A 15,706-nucleotide genomic window follows, 5' to 3' on the forward strand; every position below is an offset into this window, starting at 1 on the left:
TCAGATCAGCGACAGCTCGCGGAGCTTCGCCGCGACGTCGTCGTTGCTGGGCTCGACGTGGTGGGTGGCGTCGGGGTAGACGACGACGGGGATGTTGGTGCGTCCCGAGATCTCGCGGGCCACGTCGGCGGCTTCGGGCTCGGCCTCCAGGTCGACGTACCGGTAATCGACTCCGAGGCTGTCGAGCTGCGCCTTGGTGCGGCGGCAGTCGCGGCACCATTCGGCGCCGAACATCGTGATCTGAGTGGACGTGTCGGTCATCACTCCAGCGTACGCCTGCCCGCTGCTGCGGGCGCGGCCTCGGGTGCTCCCGCAGGGCGGCCCGATCGGCGCGGCGCGTAGACGACGAGGGCGTGGAAGACGAAGCGCAGCACGAAGGCGGCCACGAGGGTGAGCGCTGCGGCGAGGACAGCCGGAATGTGGGCTCCCTCGACCAGGATCGACAGGATCGGGATGCGGATGATCGCCTCGAGCCCGTTGAAGGAGAACGACTTCAGGAACCGGGTCAGCATCCGCCCCGATTCGGAGCGCATGTCGGCGAAGACCAGGTACTCGAGCAGCAGGAAGTTCGTGATGATCGTGATGACGCTGGCGATGATGGCGGCGGGGACGTAGTCCATGCCGATCCGGATCAGGCCCCACATGATGACGAGGTTCGCGATGGCGCCGAACCCGCCGACGAGGGCGAAGGCCGACATCCGTCCGAAGCGGAGCATCGCGAGCTGGGTGAGGAAGCGCACCCCCTGCGTGAACGTCGCCTTCGACGTGCCGGCGTGGCGCTCGGCGAAGTCGAACGGCACTTCGTCGACGCGCAGCTGCCGTCGGGCGAGCACTTCGAGCAGGATCTTGAACCCCCGGGGCCGGAGCGCCTCGACGTCGACGGCCTCGGTGTCGACGAGGAAGAACCCCGTCATCGGGTCGGAGCAGTTCGCGAGTTTGCGGGGGAACATGGCCTTGGTCAGTGCGGTCGATGCGCGCGAGACCGCCGTGCGCGTCGCATCGGCGAGGCCCTTCGAGGTGCCGCCCGACGCGTAGCGCGAGGCGATGACGACGTCGACGTCGCCGCGCTCGGCGCGGTCGATGAGCCGCGGGATGTCCTCGGGCGGATGCTGCAGGTCACCGTCCATGACGAGGCACCAGCGCGAGGTGGCCGCCTGGAACCCCGCGACGACCGCGCCGCCGAGGCCCGCGTCGGCGTTCTCGCGGTGGATCAGACGAACGGGGAACGGGGAACTGTTCGCCGCGACGTTGATGATCGCGGGGGTGTCGTCGGTCGAGTCGTCGACGAAGATGACCTCGAATATGCGGCCGTCGAGAGCATCCCCGATGCGCTGCAGCAGCTCGTCGACGTTCGGACCTTCGTTGAAGGTCGGAACGATGATCGACAGATCCATGGCGGGGCTCGTGATGCTCGGAGGGCACGGGACGTCTCAGCCTAACCGGGCACCGCTGACCGGGCCTGAGGATGTCCCCGGCGTACGTTCTGGCTCTCCTGACCGTCGGCGGTCGAGCTCAGCCCACGTGGTCGCGCCAGGAGTGCTGCGGCCGGTAGCCGAGAACCCGCTGCGCCTTGGCGGTCGAGAACAGCGAGTCGTTGACGCCGAGGTCGCCGCGGATCTCGACCCCGGGGAAGACCTCGGCGACGAGCTCGTCGTTCGCGCGGCTCATGACGGTGTCGGCTGCGGCGATGAGGAAGTGGTCGAAACCGGGCGCCGCGACCTCGAGCGCCCGCTCGATGGCCTGCGACCCGTCGCGCGCGTCGATGTAGCTCCACAGATTCCATTTGCGCAGGCGCGCGTCTGCGTCGAACGACGGGAACTCCGCGTAGTCCTCGGGCCACATGACGTTCGAGAACCGGAGAGCGGTGATGGATGCCGCCGGGTACCAGCGCGTGAGCTCGATCGCCATCTGCTCCTCGAGGTGCTTCACGAGCGAGTAGACCGACTCGGGGCGCGCCGGGTAGCCCTCGTCGACGGGGATGTAGGGCGGCGGCACGTCGAACGGCAGTCCCTGCACGGTCTCGCTCGAGGCGTAGACGATCTTCGTGATCCCGAGGCGCAGCGCCGCCCAGAACACGTTGAACGTGGTCGTGATGTTGTTGTGGAACGTCGCGACATCGGGACGGATGCCGGGGGCCGGGATCGCGGCGAGGTGGACGAGCGCGTCGATGCCGTCGTGCTGATCGCCGACTCCGGTCAGTGCGTCGACGACTTGTCCGTGGTCGGTGAGGTCGATCTGCACGAAGCCCGGTCCGCGGGTGCCGTGCTGGTCGAGTCCGATCACCTGGTGGCCGGCGGCGGCGAGTTCGCGGACGACGACGGACCCGAGTTTTCCGGACGAACCGGTGACGGCGATGCGCATCCCGTCAGCATGTCACGCGTGCCGGAGGGCGGGGCCGTCACCACCCGTGGGTGTTGAGCCAGTCCCGGCGGTGGGATGCTTCGGCATCCGTCTCGCCCTCGTCGGAGGTGGTGTGCTCGGCGAGGAGACCGCCCTCGAGCGGGACGAAGCGGTGGCAGACGGGGCAGAGGGCGCGACCCTGCGGCCAGCCGTCGTCGAGCGGGGCGGCGGGTTCGCCGGGCCGCCCGGAACCGGGGCAGCCGGCGGGGTCGGCCGCGGCATCCGTCCACATGATGGTGCGGTGCCGGTGAAGGCCCGGGTGGTCGAGGGGCCGCGTGCAGCGGCGACCGGCGCTGCGGCTGCGGCAGAAGCGGACGACGTCCGACATCAGTTGATGATCTCGCCGCCGGACTCTTCGATCGCCGCGATGCGGCGCTTCCAGTCCGCGAGAGCCTCGGGGGTCAGCCTCGGCCAATCCGTCACCTCGCGGACGACGCGCAGCGGTGCGGTGCTGCGGTACGAGCGGGTCGGGTTGCCGGGGAACTTCTTGTCGGTCACGTTCGGGTCGTCCTCGAACGGGCCGGTCGGCTCGACTTCGTACACGCGCGGTTCGCCGTCGCCCGCCGCGAGCTCGGCGGCGAGACCCGCGGGGTCGCGCAGCGCCGTGAAGTAGATGTGGTTCATCACGATCGACGGCCGGTAGTTCGAGGTGCGCCCCGCGGTCAGCAAGTCGCCGATCTGAAGGTCCGCTTTCGTGCCGTGGAAGGAGGGGCCGGTCTCGTCCGCTGCGTTCACCGCGCCAGGGTAGCGCGCAGGCTCATGCGTCGGTACGGGGCATCGGCGCGAGGCGCGTGAGCTGCGTGACGTGGCGCGGCTCGAGCTCGGCGATCGAGGCGACGCCGAGCAGCTTCATGGTGCGCTCGATCTCGCTGCGGAGGATCTCGATCGTCTTGTCGACGCCCGCGCGCCCGCCCGCCATGAGGCCGTAAAGGTAGGCGCGGCCGATGAGCGTGAACTTCGCGCCGAGCGCCATCGCGGCGACGACGTCGGCGCCGTTCATGATGCCGGTGTCGACCATGACGGTCGCATCCTTGCCGACCTCGCGCACCACGGTGGGGAGCAGATGGAAGGGGATGCGGGCGCGGTCGAGCTGGCGTCCGCCGTGGTTCGACAGGATGATGCCGTCGACGCCGCGGTCGATGAGGCGCTTCGCGTCGGCCACGTTCTGCACGCCCTTGACGACGATCTTGCCGGGCCAGATGCCGCGGATGATCTCGAGGTCCTCGTAGCTGATCGTCGGGTCCATCGCCGCGTTCAGCAGGTCGCCGACGGTGCCGCCGGTGGCAGAAAGAGAGGCGAACTCGAGCTTCGGGGTGGTGAGGAAGTCGATCCACCACCAGGGCCGCGGGATCGCGTTGACGATCGTGCCGAGGGTGAGCTGCGGCGGAATCGAGAACCCGTTGCGCTTGTCGCGCAGACGCGCGCCGGCCACGGGGGTGTCGACGGTGAACTGCAGCGTGTCGAACCCGGCCTCGGCGGCGCGCTTCGCCAGCCCGTACGAGATCTCCCGCTCACGCATGACGTAGAGCTGGAACCAGTTGCGCCCGTGCGGGTTCGCCGCCTTCACGCCCTCGATCGAGGTCGTTCCGAGGGTCGACAGGGTGAACGGGATGCCGGCGGCCCCCGCCGCTCCCGCGCCGGCGGCCTCGCCCTCGGTCTGCATCAGCCGGGTGAACCCGGTCGGTGCGATGCCGAACGGCAGGGCGGATGGCCCGCCGAGGATCTCGACGGACGTGTCGACGTTCTCGGCAGGGCGGAGCACGTCGGGGTGGAACTCGACGTCCTCGAACGCCTGGCGTGCGCGGGCGAGCGAGGTCTCGCCCTCCGCGGCGCCGTCGGTGTAGTCGAACGCGGCCTTGGGGGTGCGTCGCTTCGCGATCGTGCGGAGGTCCGCGATCGTGAACGCGGCATCCAGTCGGCGCTTCGTGCCGTTGAGCTCGGGCTTCTTGAATTGCATGAGCTCGAGCAGCTCGACCGGCTTCGGGAATTGACGCTGCACCATGACGACCATCTTCCTCTGGGGTGATTCGACGCGGGCCGGGTTTAACGCAGGAACGCGGCGGCGACGCCGGAGTCGACGGGGATGTGGAGTCCCGTCGTGCGGGAGAGTTCGGGGCCGGTCAGCACGTAGACGGCGTCGGCGACGTTCTCGGGGACGACCTCGCGCTTGAGGATCGTCCGGTTCGCGTAGAACTGGCCGAGGTCTTTTTCCTCGACGCCGTAGGTCGCGGCGCGGTTGGCGCCCCAACCGGCGGCGAAGATGCCGGAGCCGCGGACGACGCCGTCGGGATTGATGCCGTTCACGCGCACGCCGTGCTCGCCGAGCTCGACGGCCAACAGGCGCACCTGGTGGGCCTGGTCTGCCTTGGTCGCGGAGTACGCGATGTTGTTGGGGCCGGCGAAGACGGAGTTCTTCGACGAGATGTAGATGACGTCGCCGCCCATCTTCTGCTCGATGAGCGCCTTCGCTGCGGCCTTCGCGACGAGGAACGAGCCCTTCGCCATGACGTCGTGCTGCAGGTCCCAGTCCTTCTCGGTGGTTTCGAGCAGCGGCTTCGACAGAGACAGGCCCGCGTTGTTGACGACGAGGTCGACACCCCCGAAGGCGAGGACGGTCGCATCGATCGCGGCCTGCACACCCGCGGCATCCGCCACGTTCGCCGCGACGCCGATCGCGACGTCCGTCCCGCCGAGCTCTGCTGCTGCGGCCTGTGCCTTCTCGAGGTCGAGGTCGGCGACGACGACGCACGCGCCTTCGACGGCCAGGCGGGTGGCGATCGCCTTGCCGATGCCGGATGCCGCTCCCGTGACGAAGGCGATGCGCCCTTGATGGGTCTTGGGCTTCGGCATCCGCTGCAGCTTCGCCTCTTCGAGGGTCCAGTACTCGATGCGGAACTTCTCGGCGTCCGAGATGGGGGAGTAGGTCGAGAGGGCCTCGGCGCCGCGCATGACGTTGATCGCGTTGACGTAGAACTCGCCGGCGACGCGGGCGGTCTGCTTGTTCGCGCCGTAGCTGAACATGCCGACGCCCGGGACGAGGACGATGAGCGGGTCGGCGCCGCGGATCGCGGGGGAGTCCGCGGTCGCGTGCGCGTCGTAATAGGCCTGGTAGTCGGCGCGGTAAGCCTCGTGGAGTTCACGGACGCGGGCGATCGAGTCCTCGACAGAGGCGGATGCCGGGAGGTCGAGGATGAGCGGCTTGACCTTCGTGCGCAGGAAGTGATCGGGGCAGCTGGTGCCGAGCTCCGCGAGTGCCGGTGCCTTCTCGGCGGCGAGGAAGTCGAGGACGACGTCGCTGTCGGTGTAGTGGCCGACCATCGGCTTGTCCGTTGACGCGAGGCCGCGGATCGTGGGCGCGAGGGCCGCAGCCTTCGCGCGGCGCTCGGCGTCGGGCAGCGCCTCGAAGCCGGTGCGGACGTCGCCGAAAGGCTGCGCCGCACCGTGGGCGTCGATGTAGGCCTGCGCGGTCTCGATGATCCAGAGGCTGTTGCGCTCTGCTTCGTCAGACGTGTCGCCCCAGGCGGTGATGCCGTGCCCGCCGAGGATGCAGCCGACGGCGTCGGGGTTCTCCGCCTTGATGGCGGCGATGTCGAGGCCGAGCTGGAAGCCGGGGCGGCGCCAGGGCACCCACGCGACCTTCTCGCCGAAGATCTCAGCGGTCAGCTTCTCGCCGTCGGCGGAGGTGGCGATGGCGATGCCGGCATCGGGATGCAGATGGTCGACGTGTGCGGCATCCACCAATCCGTGCATGGCGGTGTCGATCGAGGGAGCCGCGCCGCCCTTGCCGTGCAGGCAGTAGTCGAAGGCCGCGACCATCTCGTCTTCGCGCTCGACGCCGGGGTAGGCATCGACGAGGGCGCGCATGCGGTCGAGGCGGAGGACGGCGAGGCCCTCGGGCCCTAGCGTGCCGAGGTCGCCGCCGGAGCCCTTGACCCAGAGGAGCTCGACGGGCTCGCCGGTGACGGGGTCGGTCGCCACGCCCTTGGCCGACGTGTTGCCACCGGCGTAGTTCGTGACCTTCGGGTCGGAGCCGAGACGATTGCTGCGCGCGATGAGTTCGGCGGCGGCGGTGGGCGTGGAAGACATCGACTCTCCTGCGAGCTCAGACGTGAAAGATGTTGTGAAACCTTTCACAATCTAACAGAGTCAACGGATGTCGACCAGCCCTCGGAAGGCCGCGAGGCGGTCATCGGCGGGGTCGAGCTCGGTGACGAGGATGTCGACATCGCCCCACTCGAGGGCGCGCGCGACGGCGAGGCGTTCGAGCTTCGATGAGTCGGCGAGCACGACGGTCTCGTCGGCGTGAGTCGAGAGGACCCGCTTGACCTCGGCCTCTTCAAGGGTCGTTTCGCTGGTGCCGAAGGACGGGTCGAGGGCGGCGGCGCTCGTGAAGAAGCGGTCGTAGTGGAAGCGGGCCGCACTCTCGCAGGCCTGCGCGCCGACGAAGCTACCGGTGCGTGGTTCGAGGCGCCCGCCGAGGAGGATCGCGTCGACCGCGGGGCGGCCCTGGGCGGTGCGGAGGTTGTCGTACGAGTTCGTGACGACGAGCAGTTCGTGGCTGTCGTCGAGGGTGGCAATGAGGGCCCCGACGGTGGACGAGGCATCCATCGCCGCGGCGCCACCGTGGGGGAGGAGGTCGTGGGCTTTGCGCGCGATCTCGGCCTTCGCGCCGCCGCGTGCGGCGATCCGGGCGGTGAAGTCCTGCGGCGCGATGGCGGCGACCGCGCCGCCGCGGACGCGCCGCGCGAGGCCGTCGCGGACGAGGTCGTCGAGGTCGCGGCGCACCGTCATCGCCGAGACGCCGAGAGCCTCGGCGGCCGGCTCGAGTCGGATGCTGCCGGACTCGGCGAGCATCTCGACGAGGAGCGACCGCCGTTCGGCGCTGAGCAACTGCGGCATGCGATCAGGGTAGCCGGGCCGCCGTCCTGGCCCCGCGGTTAGGCTCGAACGGTGAGCGAGCGTGCGGCGGTGATGTGCCCGACCTGCGGCGATCCGCTCCGGTTCGAGATCCTCGACGACGAGCGATTCACCGTCGCGTGGTCGTGCCTCGACTGCGGGCTGGTGCGCGTGACGGAGCCGCGCTGAGGCTCAGTCCGTGCTGCGCTCGCACACGATGGCGCCGACCGGCCGCTGACCCCGTTCCGCACGCCGGTGGATCTCGACGACCTGGAATCCTGCGGTCTCGAGTTCGCGCTGCAGATCGGTCGCGCGCCACCGGTACGCGCGCAGGACCGCGTGGTCGAACGCCTCGGTCTCCTCCGCCTCGAAGTAGCCGAGGAGCAGCGAACCACCGGGTCGCAGCACTCGTGCGAACTCGACGAGCGGAGCCGCGATGCCGGACGGCTCGTGGTGGATGGTCGAGAACCAGGCGAGGACACCGCCCAGGGCGGCATCCGGTTCGTCGATCGACTCGATGCTCTCGACGTCGAATCTGACGCCGGGGTGGGTCGCGCGGGCGTGGTCGATGAACTCGGGCACGAGGTCGATACCGCGGATGTCGGCGCCCCGCTCCGCGAGGTGTTGCGTCCAGTGGCCCGGCCCGCATCCCGCGTCGATGAGCCGACCGGATGCCGCGGCTCCCCACGTCTCGATGAGATGGCGGTCGGCGTGGTGCATCGCGCTCACGGATCCGAGGAGATCGACGTACTCCGACGCCCGGTTCGAGTACGCGTCGGTCGTCCGGGTCATCCTGCGAGGCTATCGATCGGCCGCGCCGCTCTGACCGCGTGAGGTGTGTGTGTCAGTATGCGGCGGTATGAGCAGCGACCCACCCGACTGGACGATTCGCATCCCCGCTTCCGAGGAGCGACACCTCACCGGGCAGCAGCAGAAGCTCTTTCAGGATCTCGAGGCCGAGCTGCCCCCGACGCGCGGGCGGTCTCACGACATATCGCTCCTAGCCGCCAATGTTGCTCCGATCGTGCGTGCTCTCTCCGAGTCGGGGCTCACTGCCGAGCAGATCGCGGATAACAGCAGGCTTCGCCCGCCCTTCGTGAAAGCGATCCTCGATGACGGCGCGTGAGACGATCCGGGGGTGAAGATCACCCAGGTGCGCAACGCGACTCTTCTGCTCGAGGTTGGGGGAACCCGCATCCTCGTCGATCCGATGCTCGGCGCGAAGGGTGCGCAGCCCGGCTTCGCCAGCGCTCGCCGCAATCCGCTTGTCGACCTGGTCGTGCCCCTCGCGGACCTGCTCGATCCGGAGATCGTCGTCGTCACGCACACCCATTCCGATCATTGGGATGCCGCGGCCGCCGCCCTCCTCCCTCGTGAGGTTCCCGTGCTTGTTCAGCACACTGCGGATGCCGCCGTCCTCGAGGAGGCGGGCTTCACGCAGGTGAGCGTCCTCGACGAGCCGACGACGATGCGGGGCGTGACGTTCACACGCACGGGAGGTCTGCACGGCTCGGAGGCGACGGTCGCCGCCGCGGACCTCGGCGAGGTCATGGGTGTCGTGATCGCCCACCCCGATGAGCAGACGCTGTACATCGCCGGGGACACCGTCTATCACCCCGCGGTGGAGGAGGCGCTCGCCGCCCACCAGCCGGATGTCATCGTCCTGAACACCGGGGAGGCCGTTCTGCCCGGCCTCGACCCGATCCTGATGGGGGCCGAGGACGTCGTCCGCGTGCACCGCCTCGCGCCGGACGCCCGAATCGTCGCCGTGCACATGGAAGCACTCGATCACTGCACCGTCACCCGCGCCGATGTACGCGCGACGGCCGGGGCGCACGGGATCGCGGAGTCCGTCGAGGTCCCGGAGGATGGCGAGACGCTGAGCGCCTGAAAAGGCGAAACCCCCGCGAATAGAAGCTTCGCGAGGGTTCCTAGAACCGTTGTAACGACGGTTCGTGTGGCTCCGACGGGCGTCGATCCCGTGACCTCACGATTTTCAGTCGTGCGCTCTACCAACTGAGCTACAGAGCCTCATGGCATCAGAAGTGCCACGTCTTAGACGAAAAGCCCTCTGAAAACAAAGGGCTCGTCGCTTAGAGCGACCCTGACGGGACTTGAACCCGCGACCTCCGCCGTGACAGGGCGGCACGCTAACCAACTGCGCTACAGGGCCATGCTTATTAAATTGTGGGAGTGACCCCAACGGGATTCGAACCCGTGCTACCGCCGTGAAAGGGCGGCGTCCTAGGCCGCTAAACGATGGGGCCGAGCGACCCCGAGGGGATCACGCTTACCGAGGGTCAAGCATATGTGATCCCTGACGAATGTGCCAATCGAGGGCGCGCCCATCGTTCTCGGCGTCGAAACCGGGGCAGGATGACGGTGCTCACAGTGGACTCTCCTGTGACGAATGTGAACAGTGTTGCTACTGTGATGTGCGGATCAGCACGCCGTCTGGCCGAGGGAAGGGTGTGTGCAGTGATCGACCTACCCGAAGCAACCGGAGCCGACTGCGGCTGCGCGCCGACCGCCGACGAGGTGCGTTCGTTCGGATCGCGCATCAGCCGCCGCAACGCCCTGGGACTCGGAGTCCTTGGTTTCGCCGCGGCATCCGGCGGTCTCGGCCTCGCTCTCCCGGCCTTCGCCGCCACCTCGTACCCGAGCTGGGACGACGTCGAGAAGGCCCGCAAGAACGAAGCAGCCAAGGGCTCTGAGATCACCCGCATCCAGAACCTCATCTCATCGCTTCAGAACGATGTCGTCGCGAAGCAGGCCGAGGCCGAGCGGCTCGGTGTCGAGTACCAAGACGCCCTCATCGCCTTCGAGGATGCCGCCACCCGCGCCGAGTCGCTGCAGGCCGAGGCCGACGCGCAGTCCGCCGTCGCCGACGAAGCGGCCGCCAAGCTCGGCGTCCTCGCCGCCCAGCAGTACCGTTCGGGCAAGGGCGACGCCACCCTCGATCTCTTCTTCTCCGGCTCCTCCACGAGCGCGGATGACCTCCTCGGCCGACTCGGCACGATGGATCGCCTCGTCGACGCCAACCGCGACGTCTACGCCGAAGCGGTTGGTGCGCGCGACAGCGCCAAGAACCTGGCCAATCAGGCGCAGGTCGCCCGCGACGAGCGCGACAAGCGCAAGGTCGAGGCCGAGCAGAAGATGCAGGCCGCGCAGGATGCCGCGCAAGCCGCACAGGCCGCGCTCGCCGCGCAGAACGAGCACCGCGAGGTCCTCGAAGCTCAGCTGCAGGCGCTGCAGGACACCACAGCGAAGACTGTCGTCGCCTACAAGGCGGGCGTCGAGGCGGAGCGAAAGCGCCGCGAAGAAGCCGCCCGCAAGGCGCGCGAAGAAGCAGCCCGCAAGGCGCGCGAAGAAGAGAAGCGCCGCCTCGCGGAGGAGAAGCGTCGCCGCGAAGCCGAAGCAGCCGCGAACAGCGGCGGTGGCGGCGGATCAGGCGGCGGCGGATCGTCCGGCGGCGGTGGTGGTGGCGGAAGCAGCAGCGGCGGAAGCGGCGGTGTCGTCCAGGCCTCCGGCTGGGTGCGACCCGCGCACGGCTGGATCAGCTCGTGGTTCGGCGTCCGAGGCAGCATCTGCTCTTCAGGCGGCTGCACGGCCAGCGGACACCGCGGAATCGACTTCGCCAACCCGTGCGGCTCGCCCATCTACGCCGCGGCATCCGGCACCGTCATCTTTGCGGGCGAGAGCGGCGCCTGGGGTAACTACATCCGGGTTCAGCACAGCGACGGAACCGTCACCGGCTACGCGCACATCATCGACGGCGGCTACAACGTCGGCTACGGCGACTACGTCCGCGCCGGCCAGACGATCGCCTACATCGGCAGCACCGGCGCCTCCACCGGGTGCCACCTGCACTTCGAGGTCTACCGCGGCGGCATCCGCGTCGACCCCGCCCCATTCCTGCGGAACCGCGGCATCAGCGTCTGACGTGACGAGACGGCACGGCGCGCGCGTGACGCCATCTCGCCGAGAACGACGAAGGGTCGGATGCCGAGCGGCATCCGACCGTTCTCCGTTTCACGTCAGAGCGTGCTGGGGGCTTCGCCCTCACCCTGCGTGCGAGTCTCGCCCTCGTGCTGCTCGAAGCGCTCGAAAGCCTCGCCGACCAGGCGCTCGGCCTCAGCGGCACCGGCCCACTCGTCGACCTTGACCCACTTGCCCGGCTCGAGGTCCTTGTAGCGCTCGAAGAAGTGGCCGATCTCGCCCTTGGTCCACTCGTCGATGTCGTCGACGTCCTGAATGTGCGCCCAGCGCGGATCCTTGGCGAGCACGGCCACGACCTTGTCGTCGCCGCCGGCCTCGTCGCTCATCTTCAGGACGGCCACGGGGCGGACCTTGGCGAGGACGCCCGGGTAGATCTCGCGGTCGAGGAGGACGAGCACGTCGAGCGGGTCGCCGTCCTCGCCGAGGGTGTTCTCGAAGAAGCCGTAGTTCGCGGGGTACCCCATGGGGGTGAACAGAACGCGGTCGAGGAAGACGCGGCCTGTGCCGTGGTCGACCTCGTACTTCACGCGGCTGCCGCGCGGGATCTCGATGACGGCGTCGTAGGCGCCCATACCTGTGCTCCTTTGAAAGTCCGGTGGGATGCGGGCATAAGCCTACTTGCGCGGCTGCCCGTGCCGTACTCCGGATGGATCTGCCCTCCCCCCCCTCCTGAGGGCGAAGTCCGGGCGTTCATCCGGAGAACGGTCCGGAGGCCCGGGGCCGGCCCAGGCTCCCGTCGGTACGGTGGAGCGGTGCCGTCCCTCCATCCCGCTGTCGCCGAGGTCCGCCGTGCCGTTCGTGCCGCCCTGACGGGTCTTCCCGAGGGCGCCGTCGTCGTCGTGGGGCTCTCCGGCGGCGCCGACTCCCTCGCACTCGCGGCCGCGGTCGGCTTCGAGGCGCCGAAGCTCGGACTCCGAGCGGCATCCGTCACCGTCGACCACGCGTTGCAGCCCGACTCTGCCGACATCGCGGTCCGCACCGGCCGCGCGGCCGCCGCACTCGGACTCGACCCGCTCATCGTGCGTGTCACCGTCGGGACCGAGGGCGGCCCCGAGTCGGCAGCGCGCGATGCGCGATACGGCGTGCTCCGGGATGCCGCGCGCGACGTCCGTGCTGCGGCTGTCCTCGTAGGGCACACCCTCGACGACCAGGCCGAGACGGTGCTCCTGGGCCTCGCCCGCGGATCCGGTGCGGGCAGCCTGCAGGGGATGGCGGCGGCATCCGATCTCGACGGCGTCGCCCTCCTCCGCCCGCTCCTCGGGGTGCGGCGGGCGACCACCCGCGAAGCGTGCGCGGCCCAGGGGCTGGAGCCGTGGGGCGACCCCCACAACCTCGACCCGCGGTTCGCGCGCGTCCGTGTCCGCGAGACGGTGCTGCCGATGCTCGAGTCCGAGCTCGGGCCGGGCATCGCCGAGGCTCTCGTCCGCACCGCCGCGCAGCTGCGGGAGGATGCCGAGGCATTCGACGAGATGATCGACGAGACGATCGAGGACATCGTGGAGCCCGCCGAGGCGGGCATCGCCGTCTCCGTCGCCGCGCTCGCCGCAAATCCGCCCGCGCTCCGGCACCGCATCATCCGCCACGTCGTGGCGAGCGAGTTCCACGTCTCGCTCACCCGCACGCAGACCCTCGAGGTCGCCCGCCTCGTCACCGACTGGTCGGGGCAGGGACCCATCGACCTGCCGGGATGCCGCGCCCGCCGCATCGGCGCGATGATCGAGTTCACGGGGGCAGGCGCCGGGCCTGCGGTCCCGGCATCCGATCGGGGTCTTTAGACTTCTGCAATGCGCGCAGCCGAGATCGCCGACCAGCTCACCGATGTCCTCGTCACCGAGGAGGAGATCCAGGCGAAGCTCGAACAGCTCGCCCGCCAGGTCGAAGCGGACTACGAGGGCAAGGATCTGCTGCTCGTCGGCGTGCTGAAGGGCGCCGTCATGGTCATGGCCGATTTCGCACGTTCCCTGAAGCGCCCGATCGAGATGGACTGGATGGCGGTGTCGTCCTACGGTGCCGGCACCAAGTCGAGCGGTGTCGTCCAGATCCGCAAAGACCTCGACACCGACATCTCCGGAAAGCACGTTCTGATCGTCGAGGACATCATCGATTCCGGCCTCACCCTCAGCTGGCTGCTCGAGAACTTCGCCTCGCGCGGTGCCGAGTCGATCGAAGTGCTGGCGCTGCTGCGCAAGCCCGAGGCGGCCAAGGTCGAGATCGACTGCCGCTACGTCGGCTTCGATATCCCCGTCGAGTTCGTCGTCGGGTACGGATTGGACTTCGCGGAGAAGTACCGCAACCTCCGCGATGTGGCGGTGCTCGCGCCCCACGTCTACTCCTGAATCCGCCTCGTACGCCCAAAACGAACGCACAGACCTCGCATAGCCCTGCGGGGGTAGCCTGAACGCACCATGAACGTCAAGAAGCTCTCCCGCAACCCGTTCGTCTACGTGGTGCTGATCGGCGTTCTTCTGATCATCGGCATGACGCTGATCTCGAACCTCACCGGCGCCAAGCAGATCACCACGCAGGAGGGCCTCAAGCTCCTCGACGGCACCACCGTCTCGCAGGCCGTTCTCACCGACGGTGATCAGCGCGTCGACCTCACGCTCGACAAGGCGTTCGAGGGCTCGACGAATGTGCAGTTCTACTACGTCGCCCAGCGCGCCGAGCAGGTCGTCCAGGCGGTCGACTCCGCTGCGCCGAAGGACGGATTCAACGACGTCGTCCCGCAGACGAGCTGGTTCGGCAGCCTCATCTCGATTCTTCTGCCCATCCTCATCCTCGGTCTGCTCTTCTGGTGGTTGCTGTCCAGCGCCCAGGGCGGCGGCAGCAAGGTCATGCAGTTCGGCAAGTCGCGGGCGAAGCTCGTGACGAAGGAGACCCCCACGGTCACCTTCGCCGACGTCGCCGGCTCCGACGAGGCCATCGAGGAGATGCAGGAGATCAAGGACTTCCTGAAGGACCCGGCCAAGTTCCAGGCCGTGGGCGCCCGCATTCCGAAGGGTGTGCTGCTGTACGGCCCTCCGGGAACGGGCAAGACGCTCCTCGCACGCGCCGTCGCCGGCGAAGCGGGCGTGCCCTTCTACGCGATCTCGGGATCGGACTTCGTCGAGATGTTCGTGGGTGTGGGCGCGAGCCGAGTCCGCGACCTCTTCAAGGAAGCCAAGGAGAACGCGCCGGCCATCATCTTCATCGACGAGATCGATGCCGTCGGTCGCCACCGCGGCGCCGGCATGGGCGGCGGTCATGACGAGCGCGAGCAGACGCTGAACCAGATGCTCGTCGAGATGGACGGTTTCGATCCCAAGGTGTCGGTGCTCGTCATCGCGGCCACCAACCGCCCCGACATCCTCGACCCGGCTCTCCTGCGTCCCGGCCGATTCGACCGTCAGATCGGCGTCGACGCCCCCGACCTCAAGGGCCGTCAGCGCATCCTCGAGGTGCACGGCCGCGGCAAGCCGCTGTCGCCCTCGGTCGACCTCGCCGTGATCGCCCGCAAGACGCCCGGCTTCACCGGCGCCGACCTCGCCAACGTCCTGAACGAGGCCGCTCTTCTGACGGCTCGCTCCAACGCGCAGCTCATCGACATGCGTGCCCTCGACGAGGCGATCGACCGCGTCATCGCCGGTCCGCAGCGTCGCACGCGCGTCATGAAGGACAAGGAGAAGCTCATCACGGCGTACCACGAGGGCGGCCACGCCCTCGCAGCCGCGGCGATGAACAACACCGACCCCGTCACGAAGGTGACGATCCTTCCCCGCGGCAAGGCGCTCGGCTACACGATGGTGCTGCCGCTCGACGACAAGTACTCGATCACCCGCAACGAGCTGCAGGACCAGCTGACGTACGCCATGGGTGGCCGCGTCGCCGAGGAGATCGTCTTCCACGACCCGACCACGGGTGCGTCGAACGACATCGAGAAGGCCACCGGCATCGCCCGCAAGATGGTCACCGAGTACGGCATGACCACCGATGTCGGTCCGGTCAAGCTCGGCTCGTCGTCGGGCGAGGTCTTCATGGGTCGCGACATGGGTCACGGCCGTGACTTCAGCGAGCGCATCGCGGAGCGCATCGACGCTCAGGTGCGCGGACTCATCGAGCAGGCGCACAACGAGGCCTACGAGGTACTGAACGCGAACCGCGACGTCCTCGACCGCCTGGCGCTCGCGCTCCTCGAGAAGGAGACGCTCGACCACATCGAGCTCGCCGAGATCTTCAAGGACATCAAGCGCCTGCCCCCGCGCCCGCAGTGGCTTTCGAGCAGCGAGCGCCCCGTCTCCACGCTTCCCCCCGTCGAGGTCCCCCGTCGTGCGGAGGCCCCGATCGCGGCGAGCACCGAGGCTGAGCAGACGGCCCCCGAGGCTTCCCCCGCGCGCCACGCGACGGGACAGGCTCGACCCGCGACGGCCTGAGG

General features: G+C 68.9%; 17 protein-coding genes and 3 tRNA genes. 7 read left to right on the forward strand and 13 right to left on the reverse strand.

All coding sequences use genetic code 11. The features are described 5' to 3' along the window. From MO1_RS00650 to MO1_RS00685, 8 genes are all read right to left on the reverse strand, one after another. Nucleotides 1-261 (reverse strand): glutaredoxin family protein, encoded by a 261-nt coding sequence (locus MO1_RS00650; RefSeq protein WP_036310822.1) that lies wholly within the window; start codon nt 259-261, stop codon nt 1-3. Continuing rightward, nucleotides 261-1,394, reverse strand: a complete 1,134-nt coding sequence (locus MO1_RS00655) for a glycosyltransferase (protein WP_060914928.1) — start codon at nt 1,392-1,394, stop codon at nt 261-263. Before MO1_RS00655 ends, MO1_RS00650 begins: the two co-directional genes overlap by 1 nt. Before the next feature lie 118 nt (nt 1,395-1,512). Further along, nucleotides 1,513-2,361, reverse strand: a complete 849-nt coding sequence (locus tag MO1_RS00660; RefSeq protein WP_060914929.1) for an NAD-dependent epimerase/dehydratase family protein — start codon at nt 2,359-2,361, stop codon at nt 1,513-1,515. A gap of 37 nt (nt 2,362-2,398) precedes the next feature. After that, a complete protein-coding gene (locus tag MO1_RS00665) occupies nt 2,399-2,728 on the reverse strand; it encodes a hypothetical protein (RefSeq protein ID WP_060914930.1) in 330 nt (109 codons plus the stop codon). After that, a complete protein-coding gene (gene arr, locus MO1_RS00670) occupies nt 2,728-3,135 on the reverse strand; it encodes an NAD(+)--rifampin ADP-ribosyltransferase (protein ID WP_060914931.1) in 408 nt (135 codons plus the stop codon). Before arr ends, MO1_RS00665 begins: the two co-directional genes overlap by 1 nt. A 22-nt stretch (nt 3,136-3,157) precedes the next feature. Then, a complete protein-coding gene (locus MO1_RS00675) occupies nt 3,158-4,402 on the reverse strand; it encodes an alpha-hydroxy acid oxidase (protein ID WP_060915131.1) in 1,245 nt (414 codons plus the stop codon). Nucleotides 4,403-4,443: 41 nt separating this feature from the next. Continuing rightward, the gene (locus tag MO1_RS00680) at nt 4,444-6,486 is read right to left on the reverse strand and encodes a bifunctional rhamnulose-1-phosphate aldolase/short-chain dehydrogenase (RefSeq protein ID WP_060914932.1); all 2,043 of its coding nucleotides are present in this window, start codon (nt 6,484-6,486) and stop codon (nt 4,444-4,446) included. A 60-nt stretch (nt 6,487-6,546) separates the two neighbouring features. After that, nucleotides 6,547-7,299 carry a DeoR/GlpR family DNA-binding transcription regulator gene (locus tag MO1_RS00685; protein WP_036310804.1) on the reverse strand — a complete coding sequence of 251 codons (753 nt, stop codon included), beginning with the start codon at nt 7,297-7,299 and terminating at the stop codon, nt 6,547-6,549. A 51-nt stretch (nt 7,300-7,350) separates the two neighbouring features. On the opposite strand from MO1_RS00685, the gene MO1_RS14820 reads away from it, so the two are divergent. Continuing rightward, entirely contained in the window at nt 7,351-7,485 is a 135-nt protein-coding gene (locus tag MO1_RS14820) for a hypothetical protein (protein ID WP_255209195.1), read from the forward strand. A gap of 3 nt (nt 7,486-7,488) precedes the next feature. On the opposite strand, the gene MO1_RS00690 is transcribed toward MO1_RS14820, so the two are convergent. Next, the gene (locus MO1_RS00690) at nt 7,489-8,088 is read right to left on the reverse strand and encodes a class I SAM-dependent methyltransferase (protein WP_060914933.1); all 600 of its coding nucleotides are present in this window, start codon (nt 8,086-8,088) and stop codon (nt 7,489-7,491) included. 67 nt (nt 8,089-8,155) lie between these two features. Here MO1_RS00690 and MO1_RS00695 point away from each other — a divergent pair, with 67 nt between their 5' ends. Further along, nucleotides 8,156-8,422: a hypothetical protein gene (locus MO1_RS00695; protein ID WP_060914934.1), complete on the forward strand. Its 267-nt coding sequence runs from the start codon at nt 8,156-8,158 to the stop codon at nt 8,420-8,422. A gap of 12 nt (nt 8,423-8,434) precedes the next feature. After that, on the forward strand, nt 8,435-9,187 hold the full coding sequence (locus tag MO1_RS00700) for an MBL fold metallo-hydrolase (protein WP_060914935.1): 753 nt from the start codon (nt 8,435-8,437) through the stop codon (nt 9,185-9,187). A 67-nt stretch (nt 9,188-9,254) separates the two neighbouring features. On the opposite strand, the gene MO1_RS00705 is transcribed toward MO1_RS00700, so the two are convergent. The 3 genes from MO1_RS00705 to MO1_RS00715 form a co-directional block, all read right to left on the reverse strand. Beyond that, nucleotides 9,255-9,327 (reverse strand) — tRNA-Phe (locus tag MO1_RS00705). A 68-nt stretch (nt 9,328-9,395) separates the two neighbouring features. Next, nucleotides 9,396-9,469: transfer RNA gene (locus MO1_RS00710), tRNA-Asp, on the reverse strand. Between the two features lie 21 nt (nt 9,470-9,490). Next, nucleotides 9,491-9,563: transfer RNA gene (locus MO1_RS00715), tRNA-Glu, on the reverse strand. A gap of 211 nt (nt 9,564-9,774) precedes the next feature. Between MO1_RS00715 and MO1_RS00720 the strand changes: the two genes are divergently transcribed. After that, the gene (locus tag MO1_RS00720; protein WP_060914936.1) at nt 9,775-11,238 is read left to right on the forward strand and encodes a M23 family metallopeptidase; all 1,464 of its coding nucleotides are present in this window, start codon (nt 9,775-9,777) and stop codon (nt 11,236-11,238) included. Between the two features lie 95 nt (nt 11,239-11,333). Here the strand turns inward: MO1_RS00720 and MO1_RS00725 are convergent, their stop codons facing one another. Next, entirely contained in the window at nt 11,334-11,867 is a 534-nt protein-coding gene (locus tag MO1_RS00725; protein WP_036310790.1) for an inorganic diphosphatase, read from the reverse strand. Between the two features lie 180 nt (nt 11,868-12,047). Between MO1_RS00725 and tilS the strand changes: the two genes are divergently transcribed. From tilS to ftsH, 3 genes are all read left to right on the forward strand, one after another. Beyond that, nucleotides 12,048-13,070 (forward strand): tRNA lysidine(34) synthetase TilS, encoded by a 1,023-nt coding sequence (tilS, locus tag MO1_RS00730; RefSeq protein WP_060914937.1) that lies wholly within the window; start codon nt 12,048-12,050, stop codon nt 13,068-13,070. 9 nt (nt 13,071-13,079) lie between these two features. Next, nucleotides 13,080-13,631 carry a hypoxanthine phosphoribosyltransferase gene (gene hpt / locus MO1_RS00735; RefSeq protein ID WP_036310786.1) on the forward strand — a complete coding sequence of 184 codons (552 nt, stop codon included), beginning with the start codon at nt 13,080-13,082 and terminating at the stop codon, nt 13,629-13,631. Nucleotides 13,632-13,700: 69 nt separating this feature from the next. After that, nucleotides 13,701-15,704: an ATP-dependent zinc metalloprotease FtsH gene (ftsH, locus tag MO1_RS00740; protein WP_036310784.1), complete on the forward strand. Its 2,004-nt coding sequence runs from the start codon at nt 13,701-13,703 to the stop codon at nt 15,702-15,704. Nucleotides 15,705-15,706 lie beyond the last annotated feature (2 nt).

Source organism: Microbacterium oleivorans NBRC 103075, from assembly GCF_001552475.1.
Taxonomy (GTDB): domain Bacteria; phylum Actinomycetota; class Actinomycetes; order Actinomycetales; family Microbacteriaceae; genus Microbacterium; species Microbacterium oleivorans.